General features: G+C 39.8%; 24 protein-coding genes. 23 read left to right on the top strand and 1 reads right to left on the bottom strand.

Annotation, left to right across the window (positions count from 1 at the left end; translation table 11 throughout):
* Positions 1 to 169 precede the first annotated feature (169 nt).
* From J0M30_07070 to J0M30_06960, 23 genes are all read left to right on the top strand, one after another.
* The gene (locus J0M30_07070; GenBank protein MBN8667253.1) at positions 170 to 685 is read left to right on the top strand and encodes a DMP19 family protein; all 516 of its coding nucleotides are present in this window, start codon (positions 170 to 172) and stop codon (positions 683 to 685) included.
* Between the two features lie 225 nt (positions 686 to 910).
* On the top strand, positions 911 to 1552 hold the full coding sequence (locus J0M30_07065; protein ID MBN8667252.1) for a hypothetical protein: 642 nt from the start codon (positions 911 to 913) through the stop codon (positions 1550 to 1552).
* A 126-nt stretch (positions 1553 to 1678) separates the two neighbouring features.
* The gene (locus J0M30_07060) at positions 1679 to 2212 is read left to right on the top strand and encodes a hypothetical protein (protein MBN8667251.1); all 534 of its coding nucleotides are present in this window, start codon (positions 1679 to 1681) and stop codon (positions 2210 to 2212) included.
* A complete protein-coding gene (locus J0M30_07055; protein ID MBN8667250.1) occupies positions 2205 to 2759 on the top strand; it encodes an RNA 2'-phosphotransferase in 555 nt (184 codons plus the stop codon). The genes J0M30_07060 and J0M30_07055 overlap by 8 nt, the downstream gene beginning before the upstream one ends.
* A gap of 220 nt (positions 2760 to 2979) precedes the next feature.
* Positions 2980 to 3441: a hypothetical protein gene (locus J0M30_07050; GenBank protein ID MBN8667249.1), complete on the top strand. Its 462-nt coding sequence runs from the start codon at positions 2980 to 2982 to the stop codon at positions 3439 to 3441.
* Between the two features lie 25 nt (positions 3442 to 3466).
* Positions 3467 to 3733: a hypothetical protein gene (locus tag J0M30_07045; GenBank protein ID MBN8667248.1), complete on the top strand. Its 267-nt coding sequence runs from the start codon at positions 3467 to 3469 to the stop codon at positions 3731 to 3733.
* 883 nt (positions 3734 to 4616) lie between these two features.
* A complete protein-coding gene (locus J0M30_07040) occupies positions 4617 to 5387 on the top strand; it encodes a hypothetical protein (GenBank protein ID MBN8667247.1) in 771 nt (256 codons plus the stop codon).
* A 201-nt stretch (positions 5388 to 5588) separates the two neighbouring features.
* Positions 5589 to 6233 (top strand): hypothetical protein, encoded by a 645-nt coding sequence (locus J0M30_07035; protein MBN8667246.1) that lies wholly within the window; start codon positions 5589 to 5591, stop codon positions 6231 to 6233.
* A 193-nt stretch (positions 6234 to 6426) separates the two neighbouring features.
* Positions 6427 to 6888 carry an SRPBCC family protein gene (locus J0M30_07030; protein ID MBN8667245.1) on the top strand — a complete coding sequence of 154 codons (462 nt, stop codon included), beginning with the start codon at positions 6427 to 6429 and terminating at the stop codon, positions 6886 to 6888.
* A gap of 211 nt (positions 6889 to 7099) precedes the next feature.
* Positions 7100 to 7513 carry a DUF3997 domain-containing protein gene (locus J0M30_07025; GenBank protein MBN8667244.1) on the top strand — a complete coding sequence of 138 codons (414 nt, stop codon included), beginning with the start codon at positions 7100 to 7102 and terminating at the stop codon, positions 7511 to 7513.
* Between the two features lie 227 nt (positions 7514 to 7740).
* The gene (locus J0M30_07020; protein MBN8667243.1) at positions 7741 to 8658 is read left to right on the top strand and encodes a hypothetical protein; all 918 of its coding nucleotides are present in this window, start codon (positions 7741 to 7743) and stop codon (positions 8656 to 8658) included.
* A 210-nt stretch (positions 8659 to 8868) separates the two neighbouring features.
* Positions 8869 to 9657, top strand: coding sequence for an SMI1/KNR4 family protein (locus tag J0M30_07015; protein ID MBN8667242.1), 789 nt, complete (start codon positions 8869 to 8871; stop codon positions 9655 to 9657).
* Positions 9658 to 9881: 224 nt separating this feature from the next.
* Complete coding sequence (locus tag J0M30_07010; protein MBN8667241.1) at positions 9882 to 10943, top strand: Gfo/Idh/MocA family oxidoreductase; 1062 nt, start codon at positions 9882 to 9884, stop codon at positions 10941 to 10943.
* Positions 10944 to 11839: 896 nt separating this feature from the next.
* Positions 11840 to 12523 (top strand): aminopeptidase P family protein, encoded by a 684-nt coding sequence (locus J0M30_07005; GenBank protein MBN8667240.1) that lies wholly within the window; start codon positions 11840 to 11842, stop codon positions 12521 to 12523.
* A 77-nt stretch (positions 12524 to 12600) separates the two neighbouring features.
* A complete protein-coding gene (locus tag J0M30_07000; GenBank protein MBN8667239.1) occupies positions 12601 to 12924 on the top strand; it encodes a hypothetical protein in 324 nt (107 codons plus the stop codon).
* A 15-nt stretch (positions 12925 to 12939) separates the two neighbouring features.
* Positions 12940 to 13482 (top strand): hypothetical protein, encoded by a 543-nt coding sequence (locus J0M30_06995; GenBank protein MBN8667238.1) that lies wholly within the window; start codon positions 12940 to 12942, stop codon positions 13480 to 13482.
* 42 nt (positions 13483 to 13524) lie between these two features.
* A complete protein-coding gene (locus J0M30_06990; protein ID MBN8667237.1) occupies positions 13525 to 13953 on the top strand; it encodes an EthD family reductase in 429 nt (142 codons plus the stop codon).
* Between the two features lie 83 nt (positions 13954 to 14036).
* Positions 14037 to 14792, top strand: a complete 756-nt coding sequence (locus J0M30_06985) for a hypothetical protein (protein MBN8667236.1) — start codon at positions 14037 to 14039, stop codon at positions 14790 to 14792.
* Between the two features lie 80 nt (positions 14793 to 14872).
* The gene (locus J0M30_06980) at positions 14873 to 15454 is read left to right on the top strand and encodes a hypothetical protein (protein ID MBN8667235.1); all 582 of its coding nucleotides are present in this window, start codon (positions 14873 to 14875) and stop codon (positions 15452 to 15454) included.
* 96 nt (positions 15455 to 15550) lie between these two features.
* A complete protein-coding gene (locus J0M30_06975; protein ID MBN8667234.1) occupies positions 15551 to 16054 on the top strand; it encodes a hypothetical protein in 504 nt (167 codons plus the stop codon).
* Positions 16055 to 16233: 179 nt separating this feature from the next.
* Positions 16234 to 17181, top strand: coding sequence for an alpha/beta hydrolase (locus J0M30_06970; GenBank protein MBN8667233.1), 948 nt, complete (start codon positions 16234 to 16236; stop codon positions 17179 to 17181).
* Positions 17182 to 17327: 146 nt separating this feature from the next.
* Positions 17328 to 18020 carry a VIT family protein gene (locus J0M30_06965; GenBank protein ID MBN8667232.1) on the top strand — a complete coding sequence of 231 codons (693 nt, stop codon included), beginning with the start codon at positions 17328 to 17330 and terminating at the stop codon, positions 18018 to 18020.
* Between the two features lie 27 nt (positions 18021 to 18047).
* Positions 18048 to 18395: a TfoX/Sxy family protein gene (locus J0M30_06960; GenBank protein ID MBN8667231.1), complete on the top strand. Its 348-nt coding sequence runs from the start codon at positions 18048 to 18050 to the stop codon at positions 18393 to 18395.
* Between the two features lie 15 nt (positions 18396 to 18410).
* On the opposite strand, the gene J0M30_06955 is transcribed toward J0M30_06960, so the two are convergent.
* Positions 18411 to 19724 carry a beta-lactamase family protein gene (locus J0M30_06955; GenBank protein ID MBN8667230.1) on the bottom strand — a complete coding sequence of 438 codons (1314 nt, stop codon included), beginning with the start codon at positions 19722 to 19724 and terminating at the stop codon, positions 18411 to 18413.
* Positions 19725 to 19982 lie beyond the last annotated feature (258 nt).

Raw genomic sequence — 19982 nt, 5'->3', positions numbered from 1 at the left:
ATAATAATTAATCGGACACATGTCCAACTGAAGAATAATGCCCACCTTTAGTTTGTATTTTGATCTTCATACATTAACTCGGTAATATATCCAGCATACCCAACCAGGAATATCGTCACAACGCCAAGCCCTGACGTTGTAGGTAACCCTAACGAACCTCACTACTACTATGAGCTTTTTTAAGAAACTATTTGGCGGCGACAGCAAAAATCAGGACGACAATAAGCCTGACATTGACACTTTACTTTCATCACCAAACACCAATAACGCAATCATTGAAATTGACAATTACGTTTGTAAACTTTGTTCATACGGTGACGCATTAGACCGTTTAACAGAACCGCAAAAACATTTTTATTTCAACCAAAATATTGAAAGGGAAATAAATAATGGTGGTTTTAACCAATACTTCTACAACTCCAGTGGCGACTTTGCACATGAGACAATAACTTCATTGCGGACAATTAATGCTAACAAGACTGCAGACATTTTGCAACAAGCCATTGACCAATTTCCCAGCTCTGTTGTTCCTAAAAACAGAGCCAACCGACAAGAAATATTAGAACAAATTGAAGACACGGCAAACGAGGTATGGGAACAGCTTGACCAAGCGTTTTATAAGTACGAGGACAATTTATATGAGCTCAACATTGAGTACATAAAACAAAATCGTAACTCATTTTGACAAACGACAAAGGGTTACCTACAACAAGCAGTTTTGCGTCAGCATGGGGCGACAAATAAATCCTCATCGGCAGTACTACTATCAGCTACATCTCCGGCTGACCGAACACAGATGAGCAGCAGAATATATTTTCATCTTTTGTAACTTCGGTCGGCTGCAGTTCAAGGCTGGACGTTTTCCAAATGCCCTGCCGAACGCAAAGCTGTGGCCGTTGGCAGCAATTTTATGAAGACCCAGTTAATACTATACATCCTATTTTCTTTGCAGATTTCTTTACTTGCACAGCCTAAATTCTTTAATCTCAGTTCGCAAGACCCAAACGATAAAGAACTTTATATTGGAGTTGAGAATTACATCGGATTGCAAACATCAACGTATTTTGTCAAAAACGTCAGGTTCTCTATTTCTCATGGTACCCTCACGAAAGTTGGACCCAATAAATATCTAATAAATGTTGCTGCAGAAAAGCCAGACACGTTGAAACTTTACGAAGATGATAGCTTGGTTCATTCAGAAACTTATCAAGTTAAGAAAGTTCCTTATCCTATTGCCCAACTTGCAAACACAAAAGATACGCTTTTGACTGTAAAGCAGATTTTGGCCAATCCAATTATTAGCGTGTATTTACCTGACTGCAAATACAAGCATCAATTCCAAGTGCTCTCTTTTCGAACTCGATTTTCAAAATCCAATATGAATCTGCTTGCTTCTTTTGATTTATCTATAGGAAGTTATTTGCCTGACAAACAGATAAAAACTGTCAAAAGTCTCAAGACAAATGATAAAATTCAATTTTATGACATTATTTATAAGTGCCCTAAATGCGGAACCCAACAACTAAACTCTTTGACAATAACTATCAAATAAAAACTACTGCCAACAATGAGCTTTCTGCTATTATAAAGCGACACTCTACAACTTACAATGGGACTATTTGACAAAATATTTGGGCGAAGCAAAAAGACAGAACCCGAGACTGCTAAGGTTAAGAGTATGAACCCAAACGATATTTGGTTCACGACACCAACTATTTCAAACGAGTTTCCTCAATTATCGCAAAAGACAAAGGAAACTGAATCTGACATTTTTATTCATGAGGACGATTACAGACAGAATGAATTTTTAAACCAAAGTTCTCTACCAAAAATTGAAGAAGAATTTAATGGCATTAAAGAGGTTTGGGCCAACCATAGCAAGAAGAACGACGAATACACATTGTTTAAAAATTGCCACGTAAGGAAAACAATTGGTTCACCCAACCTGAAAGTTAATTTTAATGAGCTCAAGGCTCTTCTAAATTGTAACTCAGTTGGACAAGTTATTATCAACGGCAATGTTCTTACAAACGGTTTTGCTATTAAAACAGACAACACGAGTTACTTTGGAACTCTCAATGACGACACGGTAATTGAACTTTGTATTGCTCAATGGAATGACAACACAACAAAAGAAATTTTAAACGTTGATAAAGCTTTCGATTTGTTATTTGTAAATTGGTATCATTGCGATTTAATAAAAAATGAGTAGCGACAAACAAATAATACACATTAGCAAGTTTCTAAGTCTAGTATTAAGACATCAACCTGAAACTATTGGCATTCAACTTGACCAAAGCGGTTGGACAGACATAGCTGAATTGATTGAAAAAGCAAATAACTACGGGGTTAATTTTGATAGAGAAATATTAAATCATATCGTTGCGACAAACGGAAAGAAGCGATTTGCATTTAATGATACGCTTGACAAGATAAGAGCAAGTCAAGGACATTCAGTAGAGATTGAATTAGGTTACATAAACCAAAAACCACCAGAAATCCTTTTTCATGGAACTGGTGAAAAATCGGTGCAATCCATTTTGGACACAGGACTTGAAAAACGCAATAGGCAACATGTTCATTTGAGCAGCGACTTTGATACAGCGATTAAAGTTGGACAAAGGCATGGGAAGCCATTTGTTTTCAAAGTACTTGCAGAACAAATGTATAATGACAACTTTCAGTTCTCTATTTCGGACAATGGCGTTTGGTTGACAGACCATGTTCCAATAAAATATTTAAAACAAAATGACGAATAACAGCAGGTAACATTGCATTGGCAAAATGGCGGAACGACGAATATATTCTCAGCTTTTTCTTCGCTACTCAGCTTCAGTTTCGGCTGACGAATATCGCCGGGCAATAGAATAAACAATGAGCTTTTGCATCTTTAATCAGCAGCGGCACCCAGCAGACGGAACACAGAATACCGCCACTTCGCCAATGCTTTAACGTTGTATGCCACTTTAGACAGACCTTATGCCAAGACGTAGAAACCTTAACGGAATTCCTCATAACATCACACAAAGTTTTTTTGGGACAGAACGCTACTATAGTTGCGGCTATATGGGTGACTGGTTATTAAATGCGGCAAGACAACTTAAATTGACAAAGGCTTCTTTAAATGTTTTGCAGGCTTCGTTCACCCCGATAGAATTCAACATTCATCCATTGACTCTTAACGCAAAGACATTAAAAGAAATTATTGATAAAGAATTAGTCGCAAATGGCTTTGATACAGACTTTATAACGGAAGCTCAGATTGACTTTCAATTTCCAGACCCAAAGCTTTATAGAACGACAATATATTGTTACCCTTATTTAATTGACAAAGATGGTAGACGCTATGAAACAGGACGGGTAATAGCTGAAGGACTTGAACCAAACTTTGACCCTTTTGACGAATTAAATATTTATCCGACAAAAAAAGAACAACTATAATTGACAAAATAAAAAACTTATTTGGGTGACACAGGAACAGAAAAATCTTTACAAAATCATTGATGAACTATTGTGGAATGAGTGGGACCCAATTGGAGTAAATGAGTATGAGGAAGCAAGAGATGAATATCACACCTACGTACCTCAAGTTTTCAAATTAAGAATTGACAAATCAGACAGCGAGGCAATAGCACAATATCTTTTAAAAGTAGAGACCGAAAGAATGGGATTGTTGGGTAATATTGATAATTGCAGAAGAGTTGCCAATATAATTATTTCAACACCTGTGTGACAAAGAAAAGCGGCATACAACATTCAGCTTTGCGTCAGCAGCGGCGACGAATAAATCCTCATTGTCAGTTCTACTATCAGCTACATATCCGGCTCACCGAACACGGATGAGCAACAGAATATATTTTCAGCTTCAGTATCTTTAATCGGCTGCAGTTCCGGGCTGAACGTTTTCCCAATACCCTGCCGAACGCAAAGCTGTGGCCGTTAGCGGCAACTTAAGCTTTATGGTCAAATATTCTTTTATATTTCTGATTATTTTTACAATTGGGCTGCTATCCTTCTTTTCTCAAGATGCGGCTTTTTCTGTATTACCTGGTTGGCATACCACAATATATCCCCCGTGGTTTTTCGCAACCCTGATTCCGATTATATGGCTTGGAATAGCATCTCTGATTTATTACATAATAGAACGAAATGGAAAGATAGTTCAACATAGACTTTTTCTACTGCATATTATCTTATCAATGTTTGCCTTTGCCGGGAATCTCTTTGTCTATTTTGACAACTATTATGTGACAAGGGCCTTAATGATTGCCCCTTATCTTTTGTTTACGTTGGGGCAAGTACTTTTTGTAATTGGTATACTGAAAGCAAAGAAAGCTAGTATCAGTGTCACTAGATGAATTTTAGAATTGACAAGTTATTCAGCATTTGTACTCAATTTTAATGCACGCTACCGCTAACAAGGGGTTTGGCGTCATGGCGGCTTTACGAATACATCCTGATCGATATATCGCTGCTCAGCGACATATCAATCTGACGAATAAATCCTAGCTATAGAATATATTTTCATCTTCATATCTTTGATCAGCAACATATCCGGGCTGACGGAACACGGAATATCGCCACAACGCCAAGCCCGGACGTTAGCCTCCATTCGTATGAACCTATTCAAAATACTTTTTGGAAAAAAGAAAAATATAGGCGAGAGCAAACGATTTGACAAAAATAAAAACGACTATAATCTAACGTCAGAAGCAAAATTTGCTTCTTTGAGTTCAGAGGAACGGCTTGGAGCAATAATGTCACTTGGCGACACGGGACAAAATAGATTTTTTGACCTTTTGAAATTTAGCATACAATCCGACCCAGACATTGATGTACGATTTGCTGCGCTCAAAAGAATTCATTTATTCAAAGAACACCCAAGCGTAATTCCTTTTTTAAAATCATTAAGTGAGGACAAAAAACAAACAAATCTTGAACCCTATCTTTCTATGGCTTTAAGTCGTGTGGGTATTATATCGCCAAAAGAACTTCAAAACCGAATAAATAATCCAACAGTAGAAACCACAACTACCAATAATCAAAGGTGGACAAATTTTGATAAAGGATCTTCAATTGGCACAACTGGTAGTGAGGGCGGAAAGATTACCGAAGACTTTGAGTGCATTGACGGAGCAAGAGTAACTATTGAAAAGGATGGAGCCATTGCTCCTTACTCTGTTACGTTAGGCATTTACGGACTTATGTTTCATACACATTTCGCTAGCGCAGAAATTGAAGCGAAACAATTTATGGATTTTGCAGTAAAAAAGATTGACGAAATATTTGCCCTTTATGAAACAGCCGAAATTGAAAGAGACACAACATGGAACGCCAAACATGACCGCCTTCTTTCCGAACTTGCCGAACAGAAGAACGGCGGCTAACAAGGGGTTTGGCGTCATGGCGGCTTTACGAACAAATCCTCATCGATAAAACAATCCTCAACGACATATCCGTCTGACGAATAAAGCCCAGCTACAGAATATATTTTCATCTTCATATCTTTGAATAGCACCAGTCCTGGCTTACGTAACTCGGAATGTCGCCACGTCGCCAAGCCCGAACGTTAGCGGTAATCTTACAGCATGACATTTGACGATTATTTTGTGGATATTGACAGTACGTTAGTAGATTTGATTTGGTTTCCTCAGGATAAAGATCGGGACAAATACCTTGAACTTATTAATGACGAACTAAATCAATTAGGAATTTCTCAATCGACTCTACGTAATGATGCCGTAGGTAAAGTAGTTGGGTCGAACACTTGCTTCCCGTTCTTGCTGGAATCCATGCTTTTTAAAACTGATTTCCCTTTTTCAACACGAACAACTTGTAATAGGTACTTTACTTTGTGCAAAATTTGTCAATTTAATTTGAAAGGAAAGCTGGAAGTGAAAATAAATAACTTTATTAACGAGGAACTGCTTTTTGCGGAAGCTCTCTCTTGTGAGATGTATAACTATGCCAGAATTAATACCGCATTTAAGTTTGGCGAAACGTATGCCATTTTTGGAGATGATCAGAAACGGGATAAGTATTTTAAACTTATCATGAATGACAAGTATGAATTAAGTCCGGCAACCATTACGGGATTTTATAAGCTGATTGCAGAAATCTATAACTCTGCGGGAGATTATCAAAATAGTCTAAAATGGCTCAAACTGGGACTAATAATTAACCCGAAGTTTTCTGTGAAACGTTTAATCAAGCAATTAGAATCTAAGACGTGACTACCGCTAACAGGGTGGCTTGGCGCAAGCCTGTTGCGTGCTAGCTCCGGCCCAAAAGAAAGAAGGAACATAAGTGGGCCGTCGCCAGAAGATTTCATAAATTAGTCTGCCTGCTCCAAGCCGCTGGCGTTAGCGGTCATTGTACCGTGAAAATCATCAAAATAATATTAACAAGACAAACTCTTAGTGATAAATGAGTACAAATTCAGAAAATGAAATTTACAGTTCGAGAGAACTTAATGCTCCGTTTGAATTAGTCTATCAAGCATTTTCCAATCCCAGATATTTACAAAAATGGTGGGGCCCAGAAGGATTTACGAATACAATACACGAATTTGACTTACGACCAGGCGGAAAGTGGCTTTTGACCATGCACGGACCTGAAAAAGGCAACTACGAGAACTCGTCCATTTTTAAAAATATCGTACCGAATAAATTAGTTACTTGGACAAGGACTTCGCAACCGCTTTTTGAGATGGAAGTGGGGTTTGAAAAAATAAGCGATTCAAAATCAAAAATTTTCTTTCGTATGATTTTTAAAACTGTGGAAGAATGTGAGAAAATGAAAATTTATGTAGTGCCTAAAAATGAAGAAAACTTTGATAGATTGGAAAGAGAACTAATTTACATTTCAAAAGAAAATATAATAATTTGAATATGTAGAAGTTAAATAAAGAACATAATTAAACTACCTAATAGACAGAAAAACAACGAACAGCTAACATCGTATTGGCAATAGTCGGGCTGACTGTTGTAAATTCAACATTTGTAATTCTTTTGGGCATTTGTGCAAATGTTAGGCTGACGTTTTTCAAATGCCCCATCATCGCCAATACGTAGCCGTTAGCTGCAACACAGTTCCCGTTATGCTTAGAGTCATAAAGACAATTACCTTGGGTGTTTTATTATTTCAGCTTTCAGGCTGTGCACTTTTTGACAGCGATTCAGACAATGTTGTGGATGATTATGAGGTAACATGGATAGACTTGCATGAAAGTAGAAGTTTATATAAAAAAGAACAATTAGTTCCTGCGTACGTAATTGCAGTTGGCTATAATTCAAATTTTATTTATGCCAAGCAACACCCTTTGTTGCAGAACTCCCCAATAAAGATTGACAAAAATGTCGTAAACTATTACATTATAGAACGGACAAATAGTGAATTTCAAGATAAACCAAAATACGGGCCTTTGACCAGAAAGAGCTTTGACAGCCTTTGTAATAAACTTAATATTCAGAGCCCAAAATTTGACATGACTTATCCAACAAACCTCTATTAATTAAAATAGTGCTGCAGCCAACAGTGGTTTGGCGCTATAGCGGCTGGACGTATATATCCTCATCGTCCAGTTCGTTTACGTGCAGCAGTGCCGGCTGACGAATAATGCCAGGCAACAGAATATAAAATTATCTTCCCTAACTTTACTCAGCTGTGTTTCGGCCTGTCGAACCACGGAGTATCAGCACAGCAGAAAGCCCTGATCGATGTGTGCCATTCAATAAAATCATGAAAGTTCAACTTCTTATAACCATTTTTCTAACTGCCATTTTGACGGAGCATTCATCCAAAAAAGATGTTTTGCTTGAAATTACGAAGAAATATTTGCCAGACAATTATGCTGTTCTTAAAAATTACGATGCATCCACTGTGGACTTTTTAGCAAGGGAAGACAGTTTGCAAGATTACTTTCTTAACTATCCAACTATTATACATGAAGCTTATCATGCTTTCAGTTTTACTATTAATTCACCATTTGACAATGACACTTTATATAGATACAGACTAAACGACACAATGACAATTGCCATTCGGAAATTCAAATCAATTCCATCAAGGCAACTTGATAAATCAATTCCACTAAGCGACAAAAAATTGCTTTTTGCTTATGACACTTACATCAACTCTACAGACTCAAATCATGTGACACAACAAAATGGATTTATTGGTTTGCTAGAAGAATACACAGCCAGTTTTCAAAGTTTAAAAGCCTATACCTATTCTTACAACTTCTTGAGAGACTCATTTGGCTGGAACAATCCTCAAATTTGGATAAAATATCTTTCTAATAGCGGTAGCGATATATATTCAACGAATCAATTCCGTCTATTTATTTCATGGTATTTACAATATTGTAAAGCGAACAAACCCGACTTATACCAACGAATAACAGGCGATAAGCATATTAAGAGGCTATTCAGACATATTGAAACCAATTCCAAAGAACTAATCAAAACGTTTATCATAAATAGAGCGGAAATTTTAAATCGCCTCAAGCCATTTACCATACGAAAGGGCATTTACATTTATTTAAAGAACGATTTGAGTTTTGGGTATGGTATAGACGACCATATCAAAAACCTGGAGTTGACAGATAGTTTACTAAGGAGACCAGAACATGCACTACTTAATGAACTGAGACAATGAATAGCACACAACAAGCGGTTTGGCAATATGGCGGGGCGGCAAACATGTTCTCAGCTTTTTGTTCACTATTCCACTTCAGTTCCAGCCGACGGATAACGCCTAGCAATAGAATAAACAATGAACTTTAAGTCACAAATTTAGCTGTGGTTACGTGCTGAAGATTTTCAAATACCGCCACATGCCAAGCCGTAAACGTTATCAGCAACCCAAATGGACAAACTCTATATAGACATAAAACGACAAATAGAGCCTTTTAGGGACAAGGTTTTCTATCACGGTTTGACAGAAACCGAGGTGACAGATATTGAGCAAAAAATTGGAAATAAATTTCCGACTTATTTTCGAGAGTTTCTAAAAATATTCGGTGTTAGACAAGATTTTGTATTTGGACTTTTCACAAGAGAAATTGACTTCGTTGAGCGCACTAATTATTTGCCAGATGAACTAAAAAAGTCGTTCATCTTAATTGGCGACAATGGTGGAGAAGATTTTTGGTTGCTTAATATTGACAATCAAAACGACACAAACCTTTATGAATGGCAGCATTGGTTAGACGGTGAAGTTGTAAAACTAGGTTACGACTTTGAAACTCTTCTCGACGAGAGTATTTCAAAACTTTCCGACAGGAACATTAAAAGAGAAACTAACGACAAAAAAAGCTGGTGTGTTCAGTTTGCCATCACTACTGACAATGAACAAAATATTTATGCGACAATTCCATTGACACTTATTCAAGATTGGGAATTAAAAGAGGTTTCCCCTGCTCAAGTTCACTGTTATGAGACTAAAGCAAAGCTTGCTGATAAAGTGATTAATTTTACAAGGCAAGAATATGCTGGTTGGAGTTCGCCGACATATTACTTCAACTTAAAAGAACCAGCAAATGAATTTGGGCCACAATCATTAATAAAGAAGATTGACGCAAATCTTAAAAAAACATTTCCAAAGTACAAGCTAATTGACTACGGTATCTTAGCATTGTCAGACAACGATGAGTAGTTGGGTATGCTGCTAACAGGCGGTTTTCTGATATATGGGCTGAAGAATACATCTGAAAGCCGTGACAGTTAACAAGCTTTGTGAATTAGCAGCTATAAAAAGACAACCTAAATGCCAAACACATGAGAGTTTTTAGTATGATTTATCTCCTACTCTTTTGGAGCAAGAAAAGGAACAAGTTGACTAGATGTTCCTTAATTCCATTACTTGTACTGATGTGTTTTATGGCATCAACTTCTAATGCTGCTAATAAACCACTGAAAGTTGGGGTGATAGGTTTGACACATACCCATGTTCATTGGATTTTGGGAAGACCAAAAGACGACAAGGTTGTGATCGTTGGTATTGTGGAAAGCAACATGGAGTTAGCAAAAAAATATACACAACAATATGGTATATCCATGGATATTGTATATGCCTCCATGGACGAACTTATCCGGCATTCTAAGCCTGAAGCTGTCCTTGCGTTTGGTTCCATTTATGAACATCTAGAAGTGGTAGAAAAATTTGCGCCTTTGGGCATTCATGTGATGGTTGAAAAACCATTGGCAGTGAGTTTAGATCATGCAAGAAAAATGGAAGCGCTCGCGAAACGATATGGCATTCAACTCCTGACAAACTACGAAACCACCTGGTATCCAACCCTGCATGCTGCTAAGGAATTATTGAAAAATGATAGTATTGGCAGTTTGAGTCAACTTATAATACGGGACGGACATAAGGGACCTCTGAAGATAGGTGTGAATAAGGAGTTTTTTGACTGGTTAACTGATCCTGTTAAAAACGGAGGCGGGGCAATAATGGATTTCGGATGTTATGGGGCAAATATTGCCACATGGATGATGAATGGCGAAAAACCCATAGCAGTAATGGCAGTGACGCAGCAATTGCAAAAAGAAAATAACCCTGAGGTAGACGACGAATCAACCATAATTTTGACATATAAAAACGCAAAAGTCACAATACAAGCATCCTGGAATTGGCCAATAGGAAGAAAAGACATGGAAGTATATGGAAAGACAGGTGTTATATATGCTGATAGCAGAAATGATCTTAGGATACGTATATCAAAGGGTTATGATGGATTTCAAGAATCCAAAAAAAGATTAGATGAACTCAGCCCTCCTTATAATGACCCATTTACGTACTTTGCTGCAGTTATTAATAAAGAACTTTCTATGCCAGAGTATGATTGTTCCTCTCTTGAAAACAATATGATTGTTATGGAAATACTTGACGCCGCAAGGTTATCTGCAAAGAAAGGAAGATCAGTAAAAGTAAGATAACAACGACCTGCTAGCAAAAAGTTTGCCGCAAACCTTGTATGAAACCCCGTCTGACGATTCAACGCTTACAATACTCTTATTATGACTAGAAACAATTTTAATACTAAGAAAGTTGCAAGGATGTGAGAGACATTCCCCTAAGCTATGATAATCGATAACTATATCTATTTATCGGGCACTCCGGGATTAGACCCTACAACAGGTTAATTAACTGCGATGATTTTGGAGTCATCCAACCAGTTTAAAGTCCTTCACATACAATCATTATAGTGAAAATCATACTACTATTATTTCTGCTATTTTCTGAGGCTGGCTTATGCTATTGCCAAAGTAATTCATTTACCAAAACCTATTTACAAAATAGTTATACAATCACATACAAGTATGATTCAATAAACCAAACACACAATTATTCTTGCAATTGGGATCTTGACTTAGATGGAACCACTGACGAGGTATATTTCGTTGGGACCGGTGGAGCACACTTATACTACTACCTGAAAGTTGTTCTAAGCAATGACAATAGGACAAAAGACTTTCGATATATTCAGTCTGACTTCCCGATTTTCTCATTACCTGATCCAAACGGATTATATTATGACCCAATCGAAGCGCTTGCACAATTTACTGTTGCTGACTTTGATGGAGATATGAAACCTGACATCTTTATACGTCTCGACAATCAATCGTTTTTATCCGCTAAAAAAACATTAAAGAAACATCGTGTCAGAACACAATATATCCTCTTGAGCTTTGCTGGCTCTAAAGCAATCCTAAGGGATTATAAAAATCCAATATAGATAAAGATACCGAATCGATATTACCAGGCTTTGCATTGCATCCATCTCATCGGACACAGATAACAAATAACCTTTTACCCCCAAAAACAAATATACATGAGCGAAGCACTACAAAATCTTATCCTTTCAGAACAAAAGGCAAAACTATTATTTCAAACCGTTGAAGAAAGGGGCTTAATAATTCCTGGAAAATCGGAAAAAGAGCTTTGCGATGAAATTGTACTAATCGCCAAAGAAGAATTTGGGGTAGAAAACCATTGGGGTAAAAAAATTGTTAGAACCGGTATTAATACGCTACAACCATATATTGCAGACCCTCCAGACTTGATTATTCAAGAAGATGATATACTTTTTTTTGATTTCCATCCGGTATTTGACGGTTGGGAAGCTGACCTCGGAAGAACCTATGTTTTGGGTAACGACCCCTTAAAACTTAAAATAAAGAAAGATGCAGAGGAAGCCTGGCAGGTAGCCAATGCCTGGTATTTTAAACAAAACACCCTTACTGGTGCCGAATTTTTTAATTACGTTACTGCCCTAACTAAAAGCTATGGCTATGAATTTGGGAATGCCATAGCGGGTCATATTGTGGGCCAATTCCCGCATGAACAACCTGATGACCCAAACGATCTGTGCTTAGATGTGCATCCTGACAATCATAAAGACATCCTTCTATTGGATAAAAATGGAAATAAAAGACATTGGATGCTGGAACTTCACTTCGTGGACAAAACAAATAAAATAGGCGCCTTTTTTGAACAATTGTTGATGGCAGAATAATGTGGTAATGCCAAAAAATTACTTGACCTATTTATCCGGGAAATCAAGAATTCCAAACTAAGTATAATAATAGTAAAATGAAAGGTGAACAAATTCAAACCCTACATCCTCAACCACGGAAAACAAACAAGCGCATTTCATTAGAAAAATATAACGTTATTAAAGAGAACATTCTATCCATTTTAAAAAATACGGAGCTGACCCATACTGAACTTATGGAAAAATTATATCAAAATGTAAAAGACAGTTTTGAAGGTGGGGTTCAATGGTATGGTGAAACGGTAAAACTTGATCTGGAAGCCAGAAGAATAATAGAACGAACGGGAACTAAGCCTGAAAGATATCGAATGACAAAAAAATCCGCTAACAGGGAAGGGAGTTCAAAGAGGAATTTAAAGTAAAGATATCTGTATAAAATGAAGACCCTCATTGGCTTACTTTTGATTCTTTTCGGCATTCTCGGTGCCCTATTTTTCAGCCGTTATACCGGAAATACTATTCCCTCTCCTATTCTATGGTACCTGGTTTTTATTTTCATGATGTTGTTAGGTGCCCGTCTTATCCTCATATCTTTTAAGAGAACCCAACATATCCTTAACCAAGCGGTCACACACGAATTTGTGGCTTTTAAATCAACGGCGGAGAAAGTGGACCTGGACTTTGACAAATGCGAATTTAAAAGCGGCACTTACTCGCACCAGGTTGACGATCCAAACCTCATTCCCTTTAAACTACTTTCCTCGTCGCCGTTATCCTCCTTTGCCAGTAAGAATTCCGAAACCTTGGTACAATCCTATTTAATCTACACCTGTACTATAAAAGGTGCCGCTTGCAAATTTGTAAGTCAATCCTTCCCATTCGATCCTACAACCCTTAAGTATTACGTCATCAACAAAAAGGTCACTCTCTATTTCGACCCCTTAAAACCCGAAAAATACCTATTTGATCTACTAAAATAATTTCTCCTTAACAATATAATTAGAAATATAAACCCAACTAAAATGATCATCAAACCCATCATAGTACCGGTTCTTTTTTTACTTGCCAGTTTAACTAGCTGCAAAACAAACCAAATGGCCCTATCCCCTACCTCCAAAAGTGGAATGTATAAGGTAACCATCCTTTACCCGGACGGGGAAGGCAAAACCTTTGACATGAACTATTATGAACAAAAACATATGCCGATGATGGCTGGGTTTTTAGGCGAAAACCTCAAATTCTATGAAATTGACAAAGGCATTTTGGGGCGGTCTTCCTCCGAAAAACCAACATTCCTGGCAGTTGGATATTTCTTTATAACAAGTATAGATGAATACAACATAGCAATCGCGCAAAACAGGGAGGCGGTTATGAGTGATATTAAAAATTATACCAATATACAGCCGATCGTACAGATCAGTGAAATAAGACAAGTGAAAAACAAAGAATGATCAATTAAAAAAGCTAATTTCATCATCCAGTTACCATTGTACATGATGCACCAGGTTTCCTAAACTTAACATCGACCCTTTTTATGTTTAAATACAGCCTACTGGTAATCCTGTCCGCTTCCCTTCTTTTCCATGCATGCAAAAAATCAGGTCAAAAAGAAGTGCCGGATGGATTCGCTTCCGTACCTGAAACCAAACCGCAGTATAACAATACCAGTTTGGGGGTTTACAAAGGTGTCATTATTGGGTCTGTTGGAACGATCGTTATAAAAATCAATAACGGAGATAACCTGATCAAAGGTTATTTGGCAATTGATAATGTAAAAGACACGTTATCCACCTCCCAGACAGTTACGGCCGGTCAGCCTATAGTGAATCTGAATTTTACCGGAACTTTATCTTCCATGACATTATCGGCGAACGCCGACGGGTCAGATGCGCAAATATCCAACCTGTCCATTACCGGGCATCCAAATGCCAAAGCATTGGTTATCCATGAAAATTCTACCCAACTGGTCATGTGTTATGGAGGGACCTTTAGTGGCGACCTGAATGGTAACATTTGCTTTGTAAAGGTTGGGACAGCCATTCGAAGTGAACCTGTTAACTTCCTGGCAAAAGTCTCTATCGATACCTTTTTCCTGAAAGGAAATTGTGTTCCCGAAACCGACACGGTACGCACCAATACACATTATATGTACGATCTGGGAAACCCGGTTAGAACATTTTCCGGGTATCCAACCTTCAGCAATACCGCGGTAACCGGCCCCTGGGTATCCTTCTATCCCCCCACGAACTCAACTTTAAGGGGCACCATTAATTGCGTAAGGACCTATTAACTTAGTGGGATCATCCAATCGTCAAATAAACAATCTTCATAAAAAAGTATCGGTCTCTTCTTCCTATCTGGGGCAGCCTGTTGTTTGCCTCCCTGTATTTTTTAGCTACCCTTTACTATCCAGGCGGCTCGGCCTTCAACCGCCATGCCAAGGGATTTAGTTGGGCCAATAATTACTGGTGTAACCTGTTGGATGGAAAGGCCATTAATGGGCAACCCAATAGCGCCCAGCCTGTGGCCTGGGTAGCCATGCTTGTCCTTTGTTTCACCTTGGTTTATTTCTGGTGGATTTTCCCAGGATACACTACCCTTCACCGTTACACTAAAACCATGATCCGGGTGAGCGGCCTGTTGGCTATGGGTATTGGGCTTTTGCTGTTTACCCGTATTGACCATGACCTGATCACCAACCTGGCCTCCTTGCTGGGACTGATAGCCACCGTGGGAACCTTTGCCGGTCTTTACAAAAATGGATGGAAGACCCTCCTCCTTTTTGGTATCCTCAATATTTTATTGGTCATAGCCAATAACTTCCTGTACTATAACGAAGCCTATATTTCCTACCTGCCGCTGGTGCAAAAGATCACGTTTGGCAGCTTCCTCGCCTGGATCTGTTGTATCTGTTTTAAAATGTACAGGACAGAAAATCCCCAAATCAGGTAAATTGTCCTTTCTATTGCCGGCCAAAGATTTGTACTGAAAAATACAAGACCAGCGCAACGGTTGGGGCAAATCGATTGTCAGATCAAAAAACGGCCTATGCGAAAAATTCTTTTTTATGTCCTGATCCTGCTTTCAATGGCCGGCTGTACCAAGGACCATGGCTCAAGGGTGGAGATCTACCTCTTGTCATCCTATAGCTCCTCTACGAATACCTCCACCAGTCCCGCGACCGTGGTAATTACCAATCCCGTGCTGGAAAACTCCCCGCTGGTGGCGGATAAGGATATTTCCTTTTATACCCAATCCACCTATACATTCACCTTAAAGAAGGATATCCAGTCAAGAATCGCCTCCTATGGGGCGGATAAAGCCTTTGCGGTGACCGTGGATAAGGAACTGGTTTATGTAGGAAAATTTCAGCCCGGTTACCTCAGTTATATCCCCTTTGGCCATGCTACGATCACCCCGTTGGGCCCCAATAACCAGGAATTGAAAATTGACTTCCCGATGGTGGTCGGGAGTACCGACCTTCTACTGCTTGATAAGCGAAACGATGATCTTCTGATCGCTACCCTAAGGGCTACAGGACGGTTGCGTTAACTTAAAAAAGGGACCTCCGGAAACCCCGAATTGCAGAAAATATTAAAAAAGCAGAGAGTTTACGTATATTTATTCCGATGCGGCATAACGCGTGCAACTCATTGGCAACCATTTTGTTGGAAGCAAAATTTTGTTGCACAAACAGATGCTGTTTTATGTAAATTTTAAACCTCTGCTGTATGATCTGCAACATCAAAAAAATTACCAAGACCTTTCTTTTTGGATCTGCCTTATCGCTCTTCTCTGCAACAGTTATTGCACAGGATGGCACCATTTATCCGTTAGCCGCCCCTGCCGAACCCAATGCCATAGTGTTGGGTACCGGTGGAGTTGAGAATCAACCGGCTACTGAATCCTGGTTTCGCCAGTGGGGCGATCCCATGGCACGCAACATCACGGTTGCCACCCTTACTCCTTTTCTTCCCAAACCCGGCAAGGCCAACGGCGCTACAGTGATTGTTGCACCGGGCGGTGGCTTCAGATGGCTTTCCATGGGCAATGAAGGCTGGGAAGTTGCGCAGGCGCTTGCCGACAAAGGCATCACCGCTTTTGTATTGAAGTACCGACTTTTCCCCACCGTACCCTCGCTGGATAGTTTCAGTGCCTGGATGAACCGCCCGCGCATTGCTCCCCCGCCTGCTGATTCTTCCAGAACAGTATCGGCACCCAGACCGCCGCAGATCGATTTGTCAAACCAATTGGAAGACGCTGAAGCGGCCTACGCGCTGATCGTGAAAAGATCCAAAGAATGGGGTGTGGATACCTCCCGCATTGGCATGATCGGTTTTTCAGCCGGATCAGGACTCACCATGCACGCTACAATGAACTCAAAAACCATGAAACTGGCATTCATCGGCATGATCTACGGAGGAATGGGTCCAATGGAAGTACCTAAGACTGCCCCTCCGATGTTCAATGTTATAGCTACAGATGACTTTCTTTTTGGCGGACAAACCGGGCTGATCCAATCCTGGTACAAAGCAGGTATTCCGGTTGAGTTTCACCTATACCAAAATGGAGGACATGGTTTTGGCCTGGGAAACCCCAACAGAACAAGCAACAAATGGTTTGATGCCTTTATTCATTGGCTGGACGTGAACAGCTTTTTAAAACCCGGCTCCCATTAATTGGAGCTGAGGCACAAATAACAGAATCAAATTTGGGTCTTGTTGGTGTTTCCCGCTTTAAAATCCTATATTCAATACAAGGAAAAGCAGGGAGCACCAACAACCCAATCTATATGGACACTACAAAAGACCCAGGTAAGCTCACCATTGACAATTATCTGGATACCCACTATATCCACCGGAGTAACTGGCTCCGGGCTGCAGTATTGGGGGCCAATGATGGAATCATTTCCATTTCGAGTCTCGCTATTGGGATAACGGCAGCGAATGCCAGCCGGGATTCTATTGTTCTGGCCACGGTGGCCGGACTGGTAGCCGGGGCCTTATCCATGGCGGCCGGAGAATATGTATCGGTAAGCTCACAAACAGATACCGAGAAGGCCGATATTGAAAGAGAGGCACAGGAACTGAAGGAAATGCCGGAAGAGGAATTGGAAATACTCACTCAGATTTATCAGCAGCGTGGATTAAAAAGGGAAACGGCTCATCTGGTGGCGAAAGAGCTTACGGAGCATGATGCCCTATCGGCCCATATCAGGGATGAATTGGGTATAAATGAAGTTACCCAGGCAAAGCCTATTCAGGCAGCCCTGGCCTCCGGAGCATCCTTTACAGCCGGTGGACTACTACCAATGCTGGTCGTACTCTTAGCGCCACTGGTGAATATGGAATACTTTCTTTATGGTTTTACGGTGATCTTTCTGGCCATCCTCGGCACTGTATCTGCAAAAACCGGTGGTTCGAAAGTTGGTAAAGCCATTTTGCGGATCATGGTATGGGGCACTATCGCTATGGGATTATCGGCTGGGGTTGGGTATTTGTTTGGCGTGCGGGTATAGGATCAAATTTTTCTATAACCATTCATCATGGCATACAATGCAAAACTGGCTGACCAGGTCAGAGAATTAATTTCACTTACACACAAGCAGGTTGAAGAAAAGAGAATGTTTGGCGGCCTCTGCTTCATGGTCAATGATAAAATGTGTGTGGGGGTAGAATCAGAACGGCTAATGGTCAGGCTGGACCCCGCCGTTTACGAGGAGGTATTGGAAAAAGAAGGTTGCACCCCGATGGATTTTACCGGAAAAGTGATGAAGGGTTATGTATTTGTAGATATTGAGGCACTGAATACAAAAAAGAAACTGGCCTATTGGATCGAACTTGCCCTTCAATTCAATAAAATCGCCAAAGCTTCCAAAAAGAAAAAAAAGTAGGTTGCCCGTGTAGGGTCATTCTTCCCGTGTAAATACTCTTTCCCCCTGAGGACGTTTTATGGTCATTTGTTTTTTCGACATGTCAAAGCTCACGGTGACTCCCGGTGCCAGGTTAAATGTATCGGGGGCAGTTGCCTCAAGAGGAATCGTGTTTCCTCCGTTCTCGATGGCAATGGTGGAACCCGATCGGGTAACGGTCATTCTTGCCGGCGTTCCGGCAACCACATATACCCCAACGTATTTATCGAGGATCTCGGGGCTTACCATCAATGCTTCAAAAGTGGGAACCTGATAAGGCCTGTTCCAGTAAATATCAAAAACAGCAGCTACAATATCTGCGACCGGATATATCTTGGCATTCGTGGTATAGGCTAATGCCAGTTGTTCTTCAGGCTCGTAAGCCAGCCAGGAACCGGAACTGTTACTTCCCCCTGTATGCCCATAAAGGGTCTTGCCGCTAAAAGTAAATGGCTCCATCCCCATTCCTTCACCATCCTGCATGGTCATCATTTTATCGAGACTCGCCTTGGAAACAAGTTTATGATCAAAAAGGGCTTGAATAAATTTCGCCATGTCACCTGGTGTTGACATGATCGCCCCTGCCCCTGCCGGAACGCTTAAATTCAACTCCGGCGCTTCCTTCCATTCCCCCAAATACCGGTAAGAAAGGCTTTCATTTTTTTCCGTATTGGTATTTCCCTCACCCAGGTAAGTATTTTTAAGACCAAGTTTGGAGGTAATTCTCTCCTTTAATACATCCTGATAAGGCTTTCCTTCAACTTTTTCAATGATATAGCCTAAAATAACATAACCCGTATTACTATACTCATGCTTGCTGTCCGGTTCAAAATTGGGTTGCCCTTTTTCTATTACCGCCAACACTTCATCATGGGTTCTTGATTGCCGTCCCCAGTTTGGTTCCACTTTCAGTTCGGGAATACCACTCCGGTGTCTGAGTATCTGCTCGATCGTAATTTTATTGGCATTGGGGATTTCGGGGAAAAACCTATCCAGGTTATCCTGAAGTTTTAATTTCCCTTCCTCCACCAGTTGAAGGATCATTACCGCTGTATAGGTCTTTGTGATCGAACTGATCCGAAACCTGGTATTTGAGGTAATAGGTGTTTTTGTCGGCCCGTCCATCAGGCTATATCCAAAAGCGCGTTCGTACACGATCCTGCCTTCCTTCGCTATGACAATACTCCCCATTCCCTTATTCTTCTCCAGAAGCCGGTCAAATAACTGATCAAGCTTTTCCTTGTCAATGGTTTGCGCATATCCCACGCTAACTATAACAAGAGTTAATAACCCCAACATTAGTATTCTCACGTTACAAATTTGTTTCATATTAATTTGTTTTAATCCAATTCAGGTCACCTTCAACGCTACATATAACAAAATTTGCCAAATAAAAAGCACTTTGTAATACAAAGTAAGTGCTAATTTTTTACATTTCAAAATGCGTTTGTTGCCTTTTTTCAAATCATTGAGGTCAAATTATTCAACAAATTGTAAATTCAGTCTTAGTAGGAGAAGCGGGCATGATTCGCGCAGTGACAGAAAATAGCTGTTGGTGTTATCTGCTAA

The sequence above is a fragment of the Chitinophagales bacterium genome (assembly GCA_017303415.1).
GTDB lineage: Bacteria > Bacteroidota > Bacteroidia > Chitinophagales > Chitinophagaceae > SpSt-398.
This window is presented reverse-complemented; position numbering and strand designations above follow the sequence as displayed.